The sequence below is a fragment of the Terrisporobacter hibernicus genome, assembly GCF_020809405.1.
In the GTDB taxonomy this organism is placed as follows: domain Bacteria; phylum Bacillota; class Clostridia; order Peptostreptococcales; family Peptostreptococcaceae; genus Terrisporobacter; species Terrisporobacter petrolearius.
Window position 1 is genome coordinate 957062 of sequence record NZ_CP081135.1, and the last position, 18277, is coordinate 975338.

Here is an 18277-nt window from a genome sequence, read left to right on the forward strand (position 1 = left end):
GTTAAAAACCACCAACCCCCATTATTGGTCCAAGTATTACTACAAATAATAATAATATTATTATCCAAAAGTTTACATATAGTTTTATTATTCTAATTAAATTTTTCTTTGAATAATTTTCTTTATTACTTTTATATCCTGCCATTAGGCCATAACCACTGCAAAAGCACATAACCACACACATATCTCCAAATAAGGCTAAATAATATATTAAAGGTGTATTGCCTATCATTATTATAGGTGTAAATAATCCATTGTATTTTTTGGTGCAAAATAAATGAAGCAGAAGCATAAACAATATGGATACTCCTTTTATAATTTGTGTTAGCTTTTTAGTAAGCTCCATATCATCAGTCCTCCAAATTATTAGTATTATTAAGATTAAATTTTTCCTTATATTTATTGATATCATTACAATCCTACACTATTCGTACTACCGTGCATCATACTAGAACACGAAGTGTAGCATTTTTTTATAAATCTAATTTCATTATGGTGGAAACTGATTCTATTTCACAAACTTGGCTTATACTATAATGTTTGCTAGATAATGTAACAATCTATAAATTCATATTCACCTTATAATCATATTTTTAATCTTTCTTTTTATTATTGTCTTTGACGACTTTATCAGCATTGCTTCTCAAATATTCAAGCATATTAAATAGTAATATTTGAACATAAAAATCTTACTCGACTACAAGTCTATTTTTTCCATTTGAATACTTATTTTTCCAATGATAGTATCAATCATTATATTATTGAGCACATCATAAACTCCTGAAGTTACAGCTCTTACTATACTACTGTAAATATATTGACCTGTAGATATGCAATTATATTTTTTCGCAATTATTCAGTATTTGTAAATTCTATAACTTACATCTATTGCATTTATAATATGTCCTTTAAATTTTTTCACCTTAGCTTGTTCATAAAAATTAGTAACATAATCTTTATTTAATTCTATAAATATTTATAACTTCTTTTTTTATTATTAATAATCTTTGTTATAAGTAGATGAAACAACATACTTCAAACTAATAAACAAGCTCTATCTTTGATAAATAATACTGTGTATTTGTTCTAATTCAAGCCTATACTAAGCTTTATTTTACTGATACATGGTTTAACTTTATCAAGCATATATTTAAACTCTTTACTTCTTCTATATACTATATAAAATACCGTGTTTATAAATATTATGCATAATATAAGCAGTAAAGTAAAAACAAATATGCTTACTTCACCTATAAGTACATTACATTTTATAAAATTAAGTATCACATATATACTTACTAATATTATAATTCTGAAACCATATGATATGTAATATTCTTTTACACTTTCCTTAAATGCGTATCTATATATAATATATGGATCAAAACATATATTACTTAGTATCCTCGATATAGTAGTACCTAGTAATACACCTATTAATCCCATATATTTTCCTAAAATTATTGATATTACAATATTTAGTACTGCTGATATAATCGGTCTATATTTGCCTTTTGTAAATAACCCATTTGTTGATCTAAACATCCATAACAATGATATAACTCCACTTATATAGAAATTTATCGACAATACATTTACTATACTTTGTTCAATTACATAACCATTCCCTATCCATAATTCTATAAATGGATTTAACAATATACTCAAGCATAATGAAGCAAATCCATTTAGCCAAAAAACTAAAAAGTCTACTTGCTTGAATAAGTTAAGTCTTTCTTTTGAATCTTTTTCAATCATAAAATTACCTATACTACCCGTTAATCCATATATGATCTGAGAAATTAATATGTCTACAGACCCTACAATTAAATTATAGTTGGATAATAGTCCTACCCATTTTATGCCTACAAAAGATGATATTATAATATTATCAGTTCCATTCAGCATAACATTTCCGAATTTTGCTATAATTAAAGCTCTAACATCATCCTTTATTTTTTTCAGCTCACGCCTAGATAATTTTTCATTATTTTTTACATTTAAGAACGGATAAATTTTGTTTACTTTATTAGAAATAAATACATTCTCTAAAATAGTACATATTATTTGTACTGATAAATATAAAATAAAACTTTTGAAAATAGTCAGTATGAATATTTGTACTACAGATTTAATCAGTGTAAATATATATCTATACTGAGCCGATACATATTCCTTTTGGTCGGCTGTAAGTATAGATCTTTTATAAGCAATGAAGTAAGAAGATACTGAATTAAATATATACATTATATATATTAATATTAAGTTATTAACATTAGGTTTATCTATTATAATACAATCCATAAATGGAATAATAGCTAATCCTATAAGCCCTACTATAGATCCTATATACATATATACTTTTTTATATAAATTCATTATTGCCTGTAATTTTTGATTATTTTTTTCAGATAAAGGTTTATACATACTATACACCATCGCTGATCCAAACCCCATTTCTGCCAAAGATAATATTCCTAATATATTAGTAAAAAGCCCATTTATACCTAAATATTCTTCATTTAAGTACTTTATAAATACAGATCTAACTGCAAAATTAGCTACTAATGATATTATTTGTGCTATAATACCATTACTTATATTTTTTAATGAATTTTGGATTCTGCTTTTGTTATTCAACTATTCTATCCTCTCATTCTAGTTGTAATTTTATCTAATTCGATTACTCGAAATATCATAATTATAATTCATTTTTAAATATATACTATCTTCACTTTTCAATTTAAAGTATTGTTCTTTATCTCTATACTTTAATATTTTAGCAGGATTTCCTCCAATAACTGCACAATGTGGTATATTCTTTGTTACAACTGCACCCGCTCCAATAACTGCACCTTCTCCTATTGTTACCCCTGGTAAAATAATAACTTTTGAACCAACCCAAACGTTTTCACCTATATAAACAGGTTTTTTTATAAATTCCTTATCATAAGGTATGCTCTCTAAATTTTCAGCTTCATACCTATGATTTTGTGTCCAAATTTCAACATTATGAGATATTATGGTGCCACTTCCAATAGTTACATTTCCTTGTCCTGAAATAAAACAGCTATAACCTATCCATACGTCATTTCCTATTTCTACATTTTTTTTTGAGGAAATGTTATGTCCTGGACAAATATAAACATTTTTACCAACTGATTTCATTTGACTATACAGTTTTCGTTGTCTTTTTTTTCTGAAATAATCAGCAATAGCTATTTTAATATTTAATATACTCATATTCTATCTATCCTTCTTGATTCTATTTTTAATATAAATTGTTTAATCTTTCCTAATTTATATCTCATCACTCGAACAAACTTATGTGTATTTTTTTCTTTACATAATTTTTTAAATATATTATTGTAGTCTTCTGTTCTAACTAGTTTTAAAAAATCATTTCTTTTTGTGCTATACTTAAATGATATTTCTAACGCTTTATTATATTTTAGTATTTTATTATAATCTACAGCTTTAAAAATATTACTATCATTAATATTATTTTTTAATATAACTCCTTTAGAAGTATTTACAACAACTGCACACAACCCTTTATTATCATCGATTTCTTTTTCTTCTACTTCAGCACCCCAAAAATCACCTAGTGTTATATCACTTTCACTCTTAAAATTTCTAAATTCACAATTGTAACAAGCTGATTTAAGATATATATTTCCAAAATATCCTCTCATATACATGTCATCTGTTATAAATTTAGTATATTCTTTGCCATTTTCAAACTTAGCTTTTATGCTAGATGTATGCCATCCTTTACTTTTATCTCTAAAGAAAAATTGTACTACTTTAGATTTATATTTTTTCTCTAGTATCTCAAGGTACTTATTAAATATATTTTGACTCGGGATTCCATGACATATAAAATCAATTGTATATAAATTTTCATATTCTTTACCTAGATATTTTTTTAGTCCTCCAACTTGACAGGGACATCCACTAAATAAAACAGTTTTACCTGTTGTTAATTGTTTTTTTACTTTGTTAAATACATCCTTTGTATTACTTTGTATATATTTAGATCCTCTTAATTTTATCAATTCATTTTCATTTTCTATTAAGATATGATTAACTTGAAATTCTTTATCAAATGCTGCACCACAAACTACTCCATTATTATTCATAATATATTTTGCTAAAGTGCTAAACACACCTCCAGATGAACTTTTCACCCTCTCTTCTTCATTTGTATTCATACCAGCATAGCATTGCTTTAAGGATTCCCTCGAATTTAATGGATTTAGTACTGGACATGTTTTTTCACAAGCCTTACAGTCTATACAAATATTTTTATCTATAACTGGATAATTAAATCCATCTTTAAATGAATCTAATGTTATACAATTTTTAGGACATATATTTATACAAACTTGACATATCGTACATCTTTTATAATCTAATTTATCAATCATCACAGTCTCCTTTTATGATAAGTGAATAGAATCTATATGGTATTTTTAGCTGATAATATATTATCTATATACTGTTTAGAAAAATCTATTTTTTGATTTAGTATCTTATTTGATTCTGTATAGTCAATGTCCTTTAGTATTTGTTCTATCTTATAATTTTCATTTACTAATCTATTTTTTAACTTTAAATCATCTAATAAATCTTTCATTCTTGTATTAATATTTTCTGTTCTATTAACTATTGCTATATTTTTATTATATATAACTGAAAATACAACTGCATGGAATGAATTTGATATAACAAATTCAGCATTTTTTACTAAAGAAACAAAAGTATTCGGCCCACTTAAATTAAAGTGTCTATTTGCATATTTAGGTTTATCTTCATTTATAGTATATATTTTTAATCCTTTTTCTCTTGCTATTTCTGTTGCTATTTTTTCTACTAAGCTACTCTTATCAAAATCATATACTAATATATAATTATCGTTAAAAGTTTCATTTCCTATTTTATTCCATTCTTCTTTATCTAATAAAAATACAGGATCTACAACATTTATAGCTTTATCTATTCCTAATCCTTTAACTATTTCTACTCCACTTTTTTCTCTAATACCTACTCCATCAAGTTTTAAAACTTTTTTCTTTACCATAGGTTTATATTTATCATCTATTGTGTCTGTTGCAAAACTAGCCGCATAAGCTACTTTTATTTTATTATCTGGAACAAAATCTAAATAAAATGCTGGATCTTTGCCATTTCTATGTAAACTATTCCAAATTTGATCACTACCACAAATATATACATCTGCTTGTGGTAAATCCTTTTTTAACTCTTCATTTGATGTATATCTCTTTTGGGTTATAATTAAGTTTTTTTCTCTAAATTTATCAAACGCCTTTTTTCTTTTCAGTGAAATTAATCTTCCGGGCATTTTTAACGTTATATAAATTACCTTTGTCAATATGTTTTTCTTCCATTTAGGGTTACTTATCCCCCATATATCATAATGCTGACTAAGATAATCTGGTTTATAATCTATTATCTCTACTTCATGCCCTATATTTTTGAGATATTTCATTAATGCATATGCTTGTATTGATGCTCCATGATTATATACATCATGACATGTAAGTGTACATATCCTCATTTTGTACCCTCTTTCTGACTTAATTATCTTTTACATTATTTCATATAGTTTTTTTAATTCCTCTTCATTGCTATATTTAGTATTGCTACAGTTATTCATAAATTTTTCTCTCAGTTTTATATTTTTATATAATCTTTCAATTCCATCAGCAATTCCCTCTATGGATAATTCCGTTATATATCCATCATACCCATTATCAACTTGAGACTTTGCAGTAGCGTAATTAGTAATCATAACTGGTCTACCAAGAATTTGTGCTTCCGTTACTGTAACTGCCTTTCCTTCATATCTTGATGGTTGTGCATACAAATCGCATTCTTTCATATAAGGATATGGGTTTATCTTTTTACCCAATAGGATAAAACTCTCTTCTAGTTTATTCTCTATTACTAATTTTTTTAAAAATTTTTCATCTTGACCATATCCAATAATATACCATTTAATATTGGTATAACCTCTATCATGTAAAATCCTTAATGCTTTGATAGCATTGTCAAAGCCCTTAGCTTCACAGTATCTTCCAACAGATAATATATTAAAATCTCCATTATTTCTTGGGAAATCACTAATTTTTTCACTTGACTGCGTTCTTACAAACTCTGGGGATGTTATATTTTCTATTACTCTCACTTTTTCTTTTAATGTTGGATATTTTGATATAAATGACGCTCTACACTCTTGTGATACTGCTACTATATAATCAAATTTACTCCACATCTTAAGATCTAATTCTACATCCGTTTCTATAGTTGAATAGTCTGTATGTATCCAAGCTATTTTTTTATTTGCAACTACTTTTTCTGATACAAAATAATGAGGCCACAAATAACTAATTGCCACATCATATTTTTTATTTAATTTTGCCATATAAGGTAATGTATATTTCCATATATATTGCATTTGCATATATCCTTTTCCCCTAGATTTGTATCTGGCTATAAGTCTGCCTATTGCAATTGGTATTTGTCCTATTTTTATAGTATCTAATATTGACATTCTCATTGTTTTATACTTTTTATTTTCATCTAATAAATTAGGCTTCTTTGGTAATAGCTTCATAAACTCCCCTGTATGGCTATATAACATTAAATCTACATTATATTTCTTATAGTCAAACTTATCTACCATACTTATTAGACTTCTTTCCACTCCACCAACTTCTAAATCAAATGATGAAATTAATATATTTTCCATAATATCACCCAAAACTTTTATTGTATTATTTCTCTAATTTTAGCTATATTGTCTCCTCCGATAATGTTTGCAATATTGTACTTTATACTACTTTTTATACGCTGTGATAATGGTAACCAACTTTTATAAAAATGATGTATGCAGTAAGTATCTTTTGTAGTAAAATCTCTACAATTTGAATAATCATATGGAGATAAAATTTCTCTTGGATAAATAATCATACTATCCACTTGTTGGTATTTACCATCCATCTTTACACCTTTGCTAGCTAATAATTCTGTAATCATAGAAACATTTGTTGTTTTGCTTATTTGACCAAATTCATCTATAAAACTTTGGTCTTTGTACAAATCGATAAATTCACCTATTATTTTGTTTTGCTTTTTTGCTCCTATTGTACTTGTTGCTATATAATTTGCTTCTTCAAATCCCCAGAAAGAATCATTTTCTAGTAAATCATCAAATGTTTTAAATACTTCTACATCTGTATCTAAATAAATTCCGCCATAATCATATAATACTTTTATTCTTACATAATCACTTACAAATGCAAATTTCCCCCTTTCATATGCTTGTTTTACATAGTTATTACAATTTATATCAAATTTACTTTCATTCCATTCTATAATCTCATAGTCATTCAAAACTTTTTTCCAAGAATCAATACATTTAACTACAATTTCTGGTTTATCTTTTTTTCCAAACCAACAATAATGTATTTTTTTAGGTATACTAGTTACCATGACATCAATACTCCTCTATTTTATTTAATAATACAAATTTAAAATATCACTTACATATTCTAAACCGCCCCAGGCAATACACATTTGATAATAGAAAAATCCTAAGTAACAAATTATCATACCATAATTCACAAGTCTTCTTTCCTTTTTCTCAAATATATTCTTAATAAGCCATGGTAGTAATATCATATTATATAGTGAAAAATATATAGGTAGTCGCCCTAACATAATCCCACTTCTTGCTATTCTAGATATAATATACAATCCACTAGATATAAGAGACATGTTTATACTTATTTTTATAATAGGTATTAGCCTATCTTTTATTTTATTTCTATATAATAACGCCATAACAATTGGCACTGATTCTACTAATATTCTAATGATACTCGTTCCATCATCCGTCTCCTTAAATTCATTCATAGATGATGCATAATCGGAATTTTCTACAAACCTATCTAACAAACTTGCGAATTGACTTGTAAATAGTATTGCTAAAATAATTACACCTACAAATATCATTGTCCTTTTGCTCCATGGCTCACTATTTACTATAAAATATGCAGGTATCATAACTAAAGCTGACTGATGTATTGTTGACATAATTAACACTATAATAATATACGGTATAGGCTTCTTGTTCAAAATAAGAGGTGTGCATGCAAATAGAATACATGCTACTAGAAATTGTCTCATTCCATTTAACATCCATGTGAATTGACAAGACACCATAAATAAAAATACACTTATTCCATAGTTACATGAATAATTATACAAAGGATACATTATACCTATTCCACTTATTATTGCTATTATTAATAGCCATACATGATAGTCTTGTGATATATATGTTTTTATCAATATAGAGAATACTCTAAACCCCGGCTCCCTAGCATCTGGATCAGTTATGAATTTCAATGCATCTCCCCAAAAAGGGTACTCATCAAACATTTTTATATATGCATACGTATCAGCTATGCCACTTCTTAGTCCTGCAAAAAATATAATCACAGAAAAAGTAACTAGTGCCATAAATAAATTAGTTCTTGCTTCATATATTTCTTCGCCTATGCAAACATATTTAGCTCTCATTTGAGACATCATTCCAAACATTATTACCCACGCTAACATAAACCAATATATTTTCATTTCTTATACCCTTTCCTTATTGTTGTATTTAATCACACTATAAAGACAAGCTCCAAAAGGTATAGCAAGAACAGTAAAAATCTTATTAGGGCTTTCTCTAATAAAATTCTTATTTTCACTAATAAAGCTACTAGATACATAGTGAGTACAAGTCTTAAACTTTTTCACAAATCCTTTGTCATATTTCATATGAACCTTCCTCATAAAAGCAAATCCTCTAGGATTTTTATAATATTGTCTAAGCATATTCATACTAGAACCATCTTCCATATACTCAACCACACACACTGCTTCATTTAATATAAGTAATTCATACTCTTGATCCGCGATCAAATATTTATAATCTAGTGGAACAAACCTTTCATCTTTAAACTCTGGATACTTTGGATAACTATTAATAACATCCGTCCTATAAATTAACTTCTTGTCTCCTTTTCCTCCCTTATCATAAAATCCACTTAATGTAGTAGACTTTTTATCAGGTAACTTAGACCCTATTATTTCACCATTTTTATAAACATCTAATGCGATTATTCCGCTGTATTTATCATTACCATTTTTCTTCCAATATCCTGTAATTATCTCTACTGCATTGTCTGGCATAAAATCATCTGAATCAATACACACATTTAACTCTGTATCAATCAACTCATACGCAGCATTGTGACCTGTATGCATTCCACCATTTTTTTTATAATGATATCTAATTTTAAAACCATTATCTTTTTTCATCCATTCTTGAACTAATTCCCTAGTATTATCTTTGGAACCATCATCTATAATTAACCATACAAAGTCTTTACAAGTTTGTCTTACTAAACTTTGGTAACATTGATTCAATATATAAGCTCTATTATATGTTGGTGTAAAAATTGTAAGTGTAGCCAAGTTTAATCCCCCTTTGCCATATTTTCTAAATAAAACTCCTGTAGCCATATAGCATTTGATTTTATATCAAACTTCGCGTCTTGAATTTCATTATATAAATTTTTTCTTATCTTATTTTTACATTTAATAATTTCATTAGCCCAGTACTCTGAATCTTCTTTCTTACTTATACTCTTTACGTTTTCAGTTACTATACATTCCTTAGGAACTTTGTCTGAGATTATACAATTTAATCCTGATGCCTGAGACTCTATCATTGTTAATGGAATTCCTTCATATAATGAAGGTAGTATAAATACATCCATACTTTGCATCAAATCATTTACATTATCTCTAGCGCCTAAAAACTTTACTTGATCTAATAAACCTGAATAATAAACCTTTTTCTTTATTTCATCTTCTAAAGGCCCATCCCCAACTAACAATAGAATACTATTAGGTTCTTTTGCACAAACTTGTTTAAAAATATCTATAATAAAGCTATGATTTTTCTGAGGTCTAAATCTTCCAACATGACCTATTACAAACTTACCTGTAATACCTAGCTTTTCTTTCATCTCCAATGATTTTTCTTCATTATATATATATCTTTTAGTATTAATAGCATTATTTAAAATAGTGTATTCTGTTGTGTTAAACATCCATTTTCCAGCTTCTTTTCCGCAAGCAAACAAATAATCTGCATACTTAGTTATATTTTTTTTTGCCATTAATTTTACCAGATACTTTAAATTTTTATCCTGGTTAGCATTATGACTATGAGCAATAGTAAAAGGTATTCCATTTTTCTTAGCATACTTCAGCACTATCCCACTCAAACAATCTTGGTGACAGTGAACTATCTTATACTCCTTATGCTCCCTAAAAAAATCATCCAAAGCCTTCAAATATTTTGGACTAAAAGGATTTAATCTAGGCAAATTATAAATCTTGCCTCCAAGTTTCTCTATCTCATCATCATAGTCCCATCTTTCACACCTATGTGTTAGAAAATCAAACTGAACCTTACTTCTATCAATATTTCTATAGTAATTCATAATCATGGTTTCAAGTCCTCCACGACCCATATATGTTACTACATGCAAAACTCTGATTGGTTCACCCATCTTCCCATTTCCTCCACAGTTTCCTCAACTACCTTTTCCTTATCAAAAATATCTTCCATATATCTTCTACCTTCTCTACCCATGTCAACCTTCTTCTCAAAATCAATATCAACAAACATCCTTATCTTCTCATAAAGATCCTCACTGTTCCTCACCTGACAAGTCCAACCACTTATATTTTCCACCACAGCTTCCCTGCAACCATATATATCACTAGTAATAAGCGCTCTCCCCATTGCAGCACCTTCTAACAACACATTTGCCATGCCTTCATGATATGATGGAAGCACTACACAGTGGCTATCTCTAATAAAAGGAGTCACATCTTCTTGGTAGCCATAATATTTAATAAGTCCTTCACTTTGTAACTCCTCTATTAAATTTTTATAGTCCTCTTCAAACCATCCTATAAAAGAAAACTCCACATTTGAGTAATCTTTTTTTATTCTTTTTATTGCTTCAAATAGCTCATTGACCCCTTTTTCAGCCATTATTCTCCCAATAAATAAAAACTTCACTATATTACCTGAGGGCATCTCACAGTATTGAAACTTCTGAAGATTTACTCCTGCTCCTTTTAGCACTATAGCTTGGTTAATATTAATAGTTTTATCATCTATCAGTACTTGAGCATTGGCTGTATTTTCAAAGAAAACACCTTTGGCTGTTTTTAAACCTATCTTATATAAATTACTTACTATATTTTTTATAAATCCTCCTCTATGATAAGCACTACCAAGACCTGTCACATTAGCCATAAATGGTATATCGTAGAATCTACAAGCCATCCCTCCATATATGTTGCATTTAATTGTATATGCTAAAACAATATCCGGTTTTTCATTTTTGATTATCTTTCTATAATCATTTAATAGTTTTAAATCCTTTATTGGATTTATGCTTTTTCTGTCTACCTTAGTATCAATTACCTTAACCCCTAGGTCCTTGATTTTGTGAATATCTTGTGAAAAGGGAAGAGATATAGCAACCTCATATCCCTCTTCTACAAGTTTAGAAACTAATTCTTTTCTAAATTTATAAATAGTAGCAAAATGATTTGCTAGTATTAGCAGTTTTTTCCCCATATTAAAAACCCCTAAGTAAACGTATTTTTACTTTTCCAATTTTCCTTCAACAACCCCATCTTTTTTTAACACTTTAACTATAGTTAAAAAGAAACATTTAATATCAAACAATAAGTCCATATTCTCTACGTATTCCCCATCATACTTAGCTTTCACGTCTATTGGTAACTCATCTCGACCGTTGATTTGAGCCCACCCTGTAAGACCTGGTACAATATCATTTGACTTATATTTGTCTCTTTCTTCTATTAAATCAAACTGATTCCAAAGAGCTGGTCTAGGACCAACTATACTCATTTCCCCTTTTATAATATTGATAATCTGTGGTAATTCATCTAAGCTTGTTTTTCTCAAAAATTCCCCAATTTTTGTGATATAAGCATCTGGATTATCTAATAAATGAGTAGGCATATCTTTTGGTGTATCAATTCTCATTGTTCTAAATTTTAAAATGTTAAATTCTTTCTTATTAACTCCGATTCTTCTCTGTTTAAATAAAACAGGTCCCCTTGAATCCAACTTTATTAATAAGATTATTACTAAAAATAATGGTGATAAAATTACAATTCCTATTATTGAAATTAAGAAATCTAAAATTCGCTTAATCTTAGGGTAAAATGGTCTAATTTTACCCTGTAATTGCAACCTTATTTCCACCTCTTTCTTCTTTTATTATGTAAGTAGGTACTAATTCTTTTATTACATACCTCACTTCATCTTCATCTTCCATATCCGCCACATATCTTAAATGTCTCAACCTATTAAAAAACTCCCCTTCGTTAACTTCAATAGGTTGTCCCACATATATCTTATCTTTTCCCGTATCTCTCAAACCTTCTTCATCCATAAGTATTTCTTCGTATAACTTTTCACCAGGTCTAAGGCCTGTAAATTCAATCTTTATGTCAACGCCTGGCTCCAAACCACTAAGTGTAATAAGATTTTTTGCCAAGTCCAAAATTTTCACTGGTTCTCCCATATTTAGCACGAAGATTTCGCCACCCCTAGCGATTGTTCCTGCCTCCAATACCAATGATACTGCCTCTGGAATTGTCATAAAAAATCTTGTTATTTCTGGATGAGTTACTTTTACTGGTCCTCCTTCTTCTATTTGTTTTTTGAATAGAGGAACTACAGAACCGTTACTTCCGAGAACGTTGCCAAATCTTACTGCCACAAACTCGGTTTCACTGTTTTTGTTTAAAGTTTGTACTATCATTTCACAACATCTTTTTGTTGCACCCATTATATTTGTTGGATTTACTGCTTTATCTGTAGAAATCAATACAAATCTTTTTATCTTGTATTTTACTGAAAGCTGTGCCATATTCAACGTTCCGAAAACGTTGTTTTTTATGGCTTCACAAGGACTATCTTCCATAAGAGGTACATGTTTATGTGCTGCAGCATGGAATACTATTTCCGGCTGGTAGTTTATAAAAATTTCTTCCATCCTGTTTTTGTCTCTTACAGATGCAATCAAAACCTTTAAGTCCAGATTTTTATATTTTCTTATTAATTCTTGTTGAAGTTCATATACATTATTTTCATAGATATCCACTAAAATCAACTCTTTTGGATTTAGGAAAGATATTTGTCTGCAAAGCTCCGATCCAATGGAGCCCCCTGCTCCTGTAACTAACACTTTTTTCCCCTTTAAAAAGCGCAGTACTTCTGCATCTTTGATTTTCACACTTTCTCTTCCTAGTAAATCCTCTATGTTCACTTCTCTAATGTTTTTTATTCCAACTTTTCCATCAATAAGCTCATAAATTCCTGGTATTGTCTTTATTTTACAGCTTGTTTTCTTGCAAGTTTTCATAATTTCTGCTTTTCTTTTTCTTGTTATTTTAGCTATACTAAAAATAATCTCATCAATATCTAAGTTTTGTACTACCTTTTCTATATCATCAGTTGTTCCTATTACAGGTACATTGTAATAAGATTTCCCTAATTTTTTTTCATTATCATCAATTATTCCCACAGGATACATATTAATCTGTGGATTTTCAAACATTTCTTTTAAAATAAGATTACCAGCTGAGCCTGCTCCAACTATCAATACTTTCACTCTATTTTCTAGATTTTCATTTAATCTAAAATAAAGTAATGCTTTTCTTGATGCTCTATATAAAATTCTTATACTACACATTGCCACATGAATAAATAAGGCATTTATTACATAGAAAATTCCATCATAGTTAATATTCTCTATTTTAAAAATAATAAAATATACAAAAGTTGAGATTATAGTAGATAATAAAATCATTATGATTTCTCTGTCTACACTGGTAGACCATAATGTTTTATAAATTCCGGAAATCGAAAATATTGTTAGACATACTATTATCATTGTTAGTAATGGTAATAATATATTTTGTTGCAAATAAGAAATGCTCATGGTAGCTGATAAAGATATGATAAAAGCCCCAATGAAGATTATGGTATCTGATATTAGTAAGACCCCCTGTCTATATCTAAAATCACCATACTCTTTACTGTAGTAATTGATTTTCTCTAAAATTTTAGCCCCCATTTAGCCATCTCCCCTACAAACAACCAATCCATACCCCTACAAATTAGCTATCTTCTTTTCCTTCTTCTAAAAAATGACTTTTTCTTTTCATCTTCATAATACCCATAATATTTGTAGTATTTGTGATCATCTGATTTAAACTTATTGAGTACTACTCCTATAACATTTGCATTAACCTTTTCCAGTTTGTCTTTTGTTACTTTTGCCATTTGTTGGTCTATACTTTCTGACGCATTTACTATTATTGTTCCATCTGAATATCTTGCTAAGATGGCTGCATCATTTAGTCTTCCCAGTGGCGGAGAGTCTATAAAAATATAATCATAATCCCCTTTTAGATTTTCTATAGCATCTCTAAATTTTTTTGATTCTAATAAAACTGAAGTGTTGGACGGTGATATCCCACAAGTTAATACATCAAATTCATCCACCTTTTTTATACATTCTTTCATGTCCATATCATTTATTATTACGTCTGCTATTCCCTTTTTGTTATCTATTTCTAGAGTATTAGCAACTGATTTCTTCCTAAAATCGCAGTCAATTAGGAGAATTTTATGATTTTCTAAGTCAGAGAAACACTTTGCTATGGAACATGCTGTAGTAGTTTTTCCTTCATTCATTTCAGCACTGGTAAAAACTATGGTTTTTAAATCAGTATTTAATGAAATATTAGTTCTTATCTCTCTGTAAGCTTCATTAACTTCAAAGCTACCACTGTCATATAGTCCTAACATGTTTGCCCCTCCTTATTTTTTGAACCACCCTTTCCTTTGGAAGAATCTTTGTCTAAAGGAATAGTTCCTATTAATTGATAGTTCCAATATTTGTTTACATCATCTGGTGTAATAATTTTTGTGTCTAAACATTCTCTAAGTAAAACAAAGAATATGGATAATACAATTCCCATTGCTGCAAATTTAAATATAGTTAAATCCCTTGCTCTTCCTATTAATGATGGCTCTGATGCATCGTACACTACCTCCACACAGTCAATTCCCACAAGTCTAATTAACTCTTCATTAAAAGCTTCTGGAACTTTTTGTGTTGCATCCTTTGCCATTTTTGCATTTCTGCTAACTACAGTAATATCTAAAAAATCAGTTGTTTCTTCCCTCTGTGTAACACTTATACTTCCAACCTCTGCTGATGATACCTTCAGTGAGCTTGCTATTATGTTTACTACATTTGGCGATGATGCCAATGATTTATAAGATGTTGCAATATTCTGATTTTGAGCAACATTATATGTTGAATATGGATCGACAATTTCTGTATCTTTATCTTTTTTACTATTTTTCTTTTTCATTAATTCTTTAGAAGTATTTATTCTTACAGTTATATTAGAGCTATATGTTGGTACATAACTTATATAATTTTCGTAGGTTTTATACGCACCAAAAGCCAAACATACAATCATAGTTAAAATAACTATAAGTTTTCTTCTTTTAAACATGTCCAAATATTCTCTTAAGTTAATACTTGCTTCCATTACTCCCTCCAATTCTCACATATTCTTTTAGATCTTCTGTAATAGTTTTTCCCACACTTTCAGAAGCATTAAGTCCAGATTTATATCTGTCTATAAACCTTGGGTCATCAATTTCCTCTTCTAAAATTTCTATGGAGGTCATATTTTCTATTTTGTAATAATTGAATTTCTCGAAGTTATTCTGAATAGATACTAGATAATAGTTTTCATGGTCGTTTGCCATGCTAATTGGATTGACTTTAAAAACCCCCCCTTGATTTTTATATTCTTTACTGCAAATTAACCCCTGACTACACTTCTTGTAACAATAGTTAAAAGTAATTTTTTTATTTTTCATAATTGCTTTATCAATAAGTTCAATATTCCTATAAACCCCCTCATTTATAGTCTTAAAAGTCTCATCAATAAATACATTACTTTCAACAATCCTACCCCTGTAAATAAAATTAAGTGTACTTATTTTTTCTAGAAGTTCTTCCGTTTTTTTCTTGGTGATAAATTTGCTTGATTTTACTGAATCCATTAAAAGTTTCAACTCATATTCTTTGAAAAAATAGTCATAAAGAAAATACCCCTCATTCTCCTTATCATACTTACTGACTCTCAAGCCAATCTGCCTCATATCTTTAATATAGGCATACATGGTTCTTCTGTCTAAAGTAACACCAAGCTTTTCTTTCATATGTTTGTTTATTTCTTTTATGGATATGGAAACATCTTCACTAGAATAAGTTCTCAAAATATTAATAAACGTGCAGAATTTAATATTATTGCTTACTTTTTCCATACAAATCCTCCCATAATACCAGATATAAATAAGCTTGTATATAATTTCGATAGATTTTGGAAATATATGCCATTTATATCTAAGTTTATTATATATACATTCAAAAAAATGTACAACTAAATTGTACATTTTTTTGAACATGATTCGTTCTAACTTTTTCGACATTTTTCTTTTCTAAGTTCCTTAACCAAAGCAATTCCAATAGCTACAATAACGAATGCAAAAGGAAAAGACACCACTATAGCAAACCTTTGGAGTATATCTAGACCTCCAAGCATTATAAAGACAATGGCAAATAAGGCTTGAATAACTCCCCAAATTATTTTATTTATGTTCTTAGGATTTAAGCTTCCCCTGGATGTAAACATGCTTAGCACATATATTGCAGAGTTTGCTGAAGTAATAAAAAAAGTAAATAACAAGAATATGGCTGTTATGGAAAATACAAACCCACCTTTGTAGTGAGAAAATACTTTGAACAAGCTAGTGTCAGTACATATAATTGCATCCTTTGCAAATTCATAACCTAAATTCATGCCCATCATTCCAAAAATCACAAACCAAAGCATACATATAATAGAAGGAACTATAATAACTCCCAAAATAAACTCCCTTATAGTTCTTCCTTTTGAAATTCTGGCTATAAATACCCCTACAAATGGTGACCAAGAAATCCAATATGCCCAATAAAAAATCCTCCACTTGTATACCCATTCATTACTAGTAATAGGATTTATAAATAAACTTTGTGATACAAAATAATTAATATAATCACCTACACCATTTACAAATGTATTCATAATTTCTGAAGTAGGTCCTACAAAGAAGCATCCCACAACAAGAATAGTTGCCAAAGTTAAATTTATGTTTGATAATTGTTTCATTCCTTTGTCCAATCCACCAACAGCTGTCCATATGTAAATTACTGTTATTACTAATATAATAATAAGTTGAAGTTTGAAAGTATTTTTTATTCCAAATAAATACTCCACTCCTCCCCCAATTTGCATAGTTCCCAGTCCCATAGATGCTGCCACTCCTATTACTGTAATAAAAACAGCAAGAACATCTACTACTAACTTTATGAAATTTTTGTATTTATTATTTTCCAAAATAGGATCTAATGTAGAGCTAATAAGTCCCTTTCTTCCTTTTCTAAATTGAAAATAAGCCAAAGAAACTCCTATAACTGCATAAGAAACCCACGACATCACACCCCAATGAATAAAACTTTGCTCAATAGCAAACCTAATTGCATCCTCACTACCACCTACTGCATTTAGGGGATTTACAAAATGACTCATAGGCTCCCATGCTCCAAAAAATACTAACCCTATCCCCATTCCAGCCCCAAACAACATGGAAAACCAAACCACGTTGCTAAACTCTGGTTTGTCGTTTTCTTTGCCCAGCTTTATATCTCCGTATTTACTAAAAGCTAAGTACAATGAAAAGAAAAAAATCCCCAGCATAAGTATAAGATACATGGGACTAAATTTATCTACAAGTACATTGAATAACTTTGTTGATATATAATTAAATTTCTCCGGAAATAAAATCCCTACAGATACTACCGTGGCTGTTAGTAATAAAGAAAATATCAGCACATGGTTTCTGTTTTTATGTCTCTTTGTCCCACTTTTATAGATCTGTGATCTTGAAAACATATTATCCCCCCATTTATTTTGATATAATTTATTATTCAAAATCATGATG

Annotated in this window: 17 protein-coding genes; all 17 read right to left on the reverse strand. The window is 28.7% G+C overall.

The genetic code is table 11. The features are described from left to right. Window position 1: 1 nt before the first annotated feature. The 17 genes from JW646_RS04675 to JW646_RS04755 all read right to left on the reverse strand — a co-directional run bounded on the left by JW646_RS04675 (window position 2) and on the right by JW646_RS04755 (window position 18228). On the reverse strand, window positions 2-346 hold the full coding sequence (locus tag JW646_RS04675) for a hypothetical protein (protein WP_228416774.1): 345 nt from the start codon (window positions 344-346) through the stop codon (window positions 2-4). A gap of 740 nt (window positions 347-1086) precedes the next feature. After that, window positions 1087-2640 (reverse strand): lipopolysaccharide biosynthesis protein, encoded by a 1554-nt coding sequence (locus JW646_RS04680; protein WP_228416775.1) that lies wholly within the window; start codon window positions 2638-2640, stop codon window positions 1087-1089. Between the two features lie 30 nt (window positions 2641-2670). After that, window positions 2671-3243, reverse strand: a complete 573-nt coding sequence (locus JW646_RS04685; RefSeq protein ID WP_228416776.1) for an acyltransferase — start codon at window positions 3241-3243, stop codon at window positions 2671-2673. After that, a complete protein-coding gene (locus tag JW646_RS04690; protein ID WP_228416777.1) occupies window positions 3240-4430 on the reverse strand; it encodes a Coenzyme F420 hydrogenase/dehydrogenase, beta subunit C-terminal domain in 1191 nt (396 codons plus the stop codon). Before JW646_RS04690 ends, JW646_RS04685 begins: the two co-directional genes overlap by 4 nt. A 32-nt stretch (window positions 4431-4462) precedes the next feature. Next, window positions 4463-5581: a polysaccharide pyruvyl transferase family protein gene (locus tag JW646_RS04695; RefSeq protein ID WP_228416778.1), complete on the reverse strand. Its 1119-nt coding sequence runs from the start codon at window positions 5579-5581 to the stop codon at window positions 4463-4465. Window positions 5582-5611: 30 nt separating this feature from the next. Further along, window positions 5612-6775: a glycosyltransferase gene (locus JW646_RS04700; RefSeq protein ID WP_228416779.1), complete on the reverse strand. Its 1164-nt coding sequence runs from the start codon at window positions 6773-6775 to the stop codon at window positions 5612-5614. Window positions 6776-6792: 17 nt separating this feature from the next. Beyond that, a complete protein-coding gene (locus JW646_RS04705; RefSeq protein WP_228416780.1) occupies window positions 6793-7518 on the reverse strand; it encodes a glycosyltransferase family 32 protein in 726 nt (241 codons plus the stop codon). A gap of 24 nt (window positions 7519-7542) precedes the next feature. Continuing rightward, a complete protein-coding gene (locus tag JW646_RS04710; RefSeq protein WP_228416781.1) occupies window positions 7543-8667 on the reverse strand; it encodes an EpsG family protein in 1125 nt (374 codons plus the stop codon). A gap of 3 nt (window positions 8668-8670) precedes the next feature. Next, a complete protein-coding gene (locus JW646_RS04715) occupies window positions 8671-9555 on the reverse strand; it encodes a glycosyltransferase family 2 protein (RefSeq protein ID WP_228416782.1) in 885 nt (294 codons plus the stop codon). A 2-nt stretch (window positions 9556-9557) separates the two neighbouring features. Beyond that, window positions 9558-10661, reverse strand: a complete 1104-nt coding sequence (locus tag JW646_RS04720; protein ID WP_228416783.1) for a glycosyltransferase family 1 protein — start codon at window positions 10659-10661, stop codon at window positions 9558-9560. Beyond that, on the reverse strand, window positions 10631-11746 hold the full coding sequence (locus JW646_RS04725) for a glycosyltransferase family 4 protein (RefSeq protein ID WP_228416784.1): 1116 nt from the start codon (window positions 11744-11746) through the stop codon (window positions 10631-10633). The genes JW646_RS04720 and JW646_RS04725 overlap by 31 nt, the downstream gene beginning before the upstream one ends. A gap of 27 nt (window positions 11747-11773) precedes the next feature. Beyond that, window positions 11774-12391: a sugar transferase gene (locus JW646_RS04730; protein ID WP_272491859.1), complete on the reverse strand. Its 618-nt coding sequence runs from the start codon at window positions 12389-12391 to the stop codon at window positions 11774-11776. Beyond that, complete coding sequence (locus tag JW646_RS04735; RefSeq protein ID WP_228416785.1) at window positions 12375-14282, reverse strand: polysaccharide biosynthesis protein; 1908 nt, start codon at window positions 14280-14282, stop codon at window positions 12375-12377. The genes JW646_RS04730 and JW646_RS04735 overlap by 17 nt, the downstream gene beginning before the upstream one ends. Window positions 14283-14329: 47 nt before the next feature. Next, complete coding sequence (locus tag JW646_RS04740) at window positions 14330-15019, reverse strand: CpsD/CapB family tyrosine-protein kinase (RefSeq protein ID WP_228416786.1); 690 nt, start codon at window positions 15017-15019, stop codon at window positions 14330-14332. Further along, window positions 15013-15774 carry a YveK family protein gene (locus JW646_RS04745; RefSeq protein WP_228416787.1) on the reverse strand — a complete coding sequence of 254 codons (762 nt, stop codon included), beginning with the start codon at window positions 15772-15774 and terminating at the stop codon, window positions 15013-15015. Before JW646_RS04745 ends, JW646_RS04740 begins: the two co-directional genes overlap by 7 nt. After that, entirely contained in the window at window positions 15758-16561 is an 804-nt protein-coding gene (locus JW646_RS04750; protein ID WP_228416788.1) for a WYL domain-containing transcriptional regulator, read from the reverse strand. The genes JW646_RS04745 and JW646_RS04750 overlap by 17 nt, the downstream gene beginning before the upstream one ends. 149 nt (window positions 16562-16710) lie before the next feature. Further along, a complete protein-coding gene (locus tag JW646_RS04755) occupies window positions 16711-18228 on the reverse strand; it encodes a BCCT family transporter (RefSeq protein WP_228416789.1) in 1518 nt (505 codons plus the stop codon). Window positions 18229-18277: the final 49 nt, after the last annotated feature.

Coding starts and splice junctions, on each gene's coding strand:
- JW646_RS04750 (WP_228416788.1), bottom strand. CDS start 16,561: ATGGAAAAAGTAAGCAATAATATTAAATTCTGCACGTTTATTAATATT.
- JW646_RS04725 (WP_228416784.1), bottom strand. CDS start 11,746: ATGGGGAAAAAACTGCTAATACTAGCAAATCATTTTGCTACTATTTAT.
- JW646_RS04695 (WP_228416778.1), bottom strand. CDS start 5,581: ATGAGGATATGTACACTTACATGTCATGATGTATATAATCATGGAGCA.
- JW646_RS04740 (WP_228416786.1), bottom strand. CDS start 15,019: ATGTTAGGACTATATGACAGTGGTAGCTTTGAAGTTAATGAAGCTTAC.
- JW646_RS04675 (WP_228416774.1), bottom strand. CDS start 346: ATGGAGCTTACTAAAAAGCTAACACAAATTATAAAAGGAGTATCCATA.
- JW646_RS04755 (WP_228416789.1), bottom strand. CDS start 18,228: ATGTTTTCAAGATCACAGATCTATAAAAGTGGGACAAAGAGACATAAA.
- JW646_RS04720 (WP_228416783.1), bottom strand. CDS start 10,661: ATGGGTGAACCAATCAGAGTTTTGCATGTAGTAACATATATGGGTCGT.
- JW646_RS04685 (WP_228416776.1), bottom strand. CDS start 3,243: ATGAGTATATTAAATATTAAAATAGCTATTGCTGATTATTTCAGAAAA.
- JW646_RS04745 (WP_228416787.1), bottom strand. CDS start 15,774: ATGGAAGCAAGTATTAACTTAAGAGAATATTTGGACATGTTTAAAAGA.
- JW646_RS04705 (WP_228416780.1), bottom strand. CDS start 7,518: ATGGTAACTAGTATACCTAAAAAAATACATTATTGTTGGTTTGGAAAA.
- JW646_RS04735 (WP_228416785.1), bottom strand. CDS start 14,282: ATGGGGGCTAAAATTTTAGAGAAAATCAATTACTACAGTAAAGAGTAT.
- JW646_RS04700 (WP_228416779.1), bottom strand. CDS start 6,775: ATGGAAAATATATTAATTTCATCATTTGATTTAGAAGTTGGTGGAGTG.
- JW646_RS04690 (WP_228416777.1), bottom strand. CDS start 4,430: ATGATTGATAAATTAGATTATAAAAGATGTACGATATGTCAAGTTTGT.
- JW646_RS04710 (WP_228416781.1), bottom strand. CDS start 8,667: ATGAAAATATATTGGTTTATGTTAGCGTGGGTAATAATGTTTGGAATG.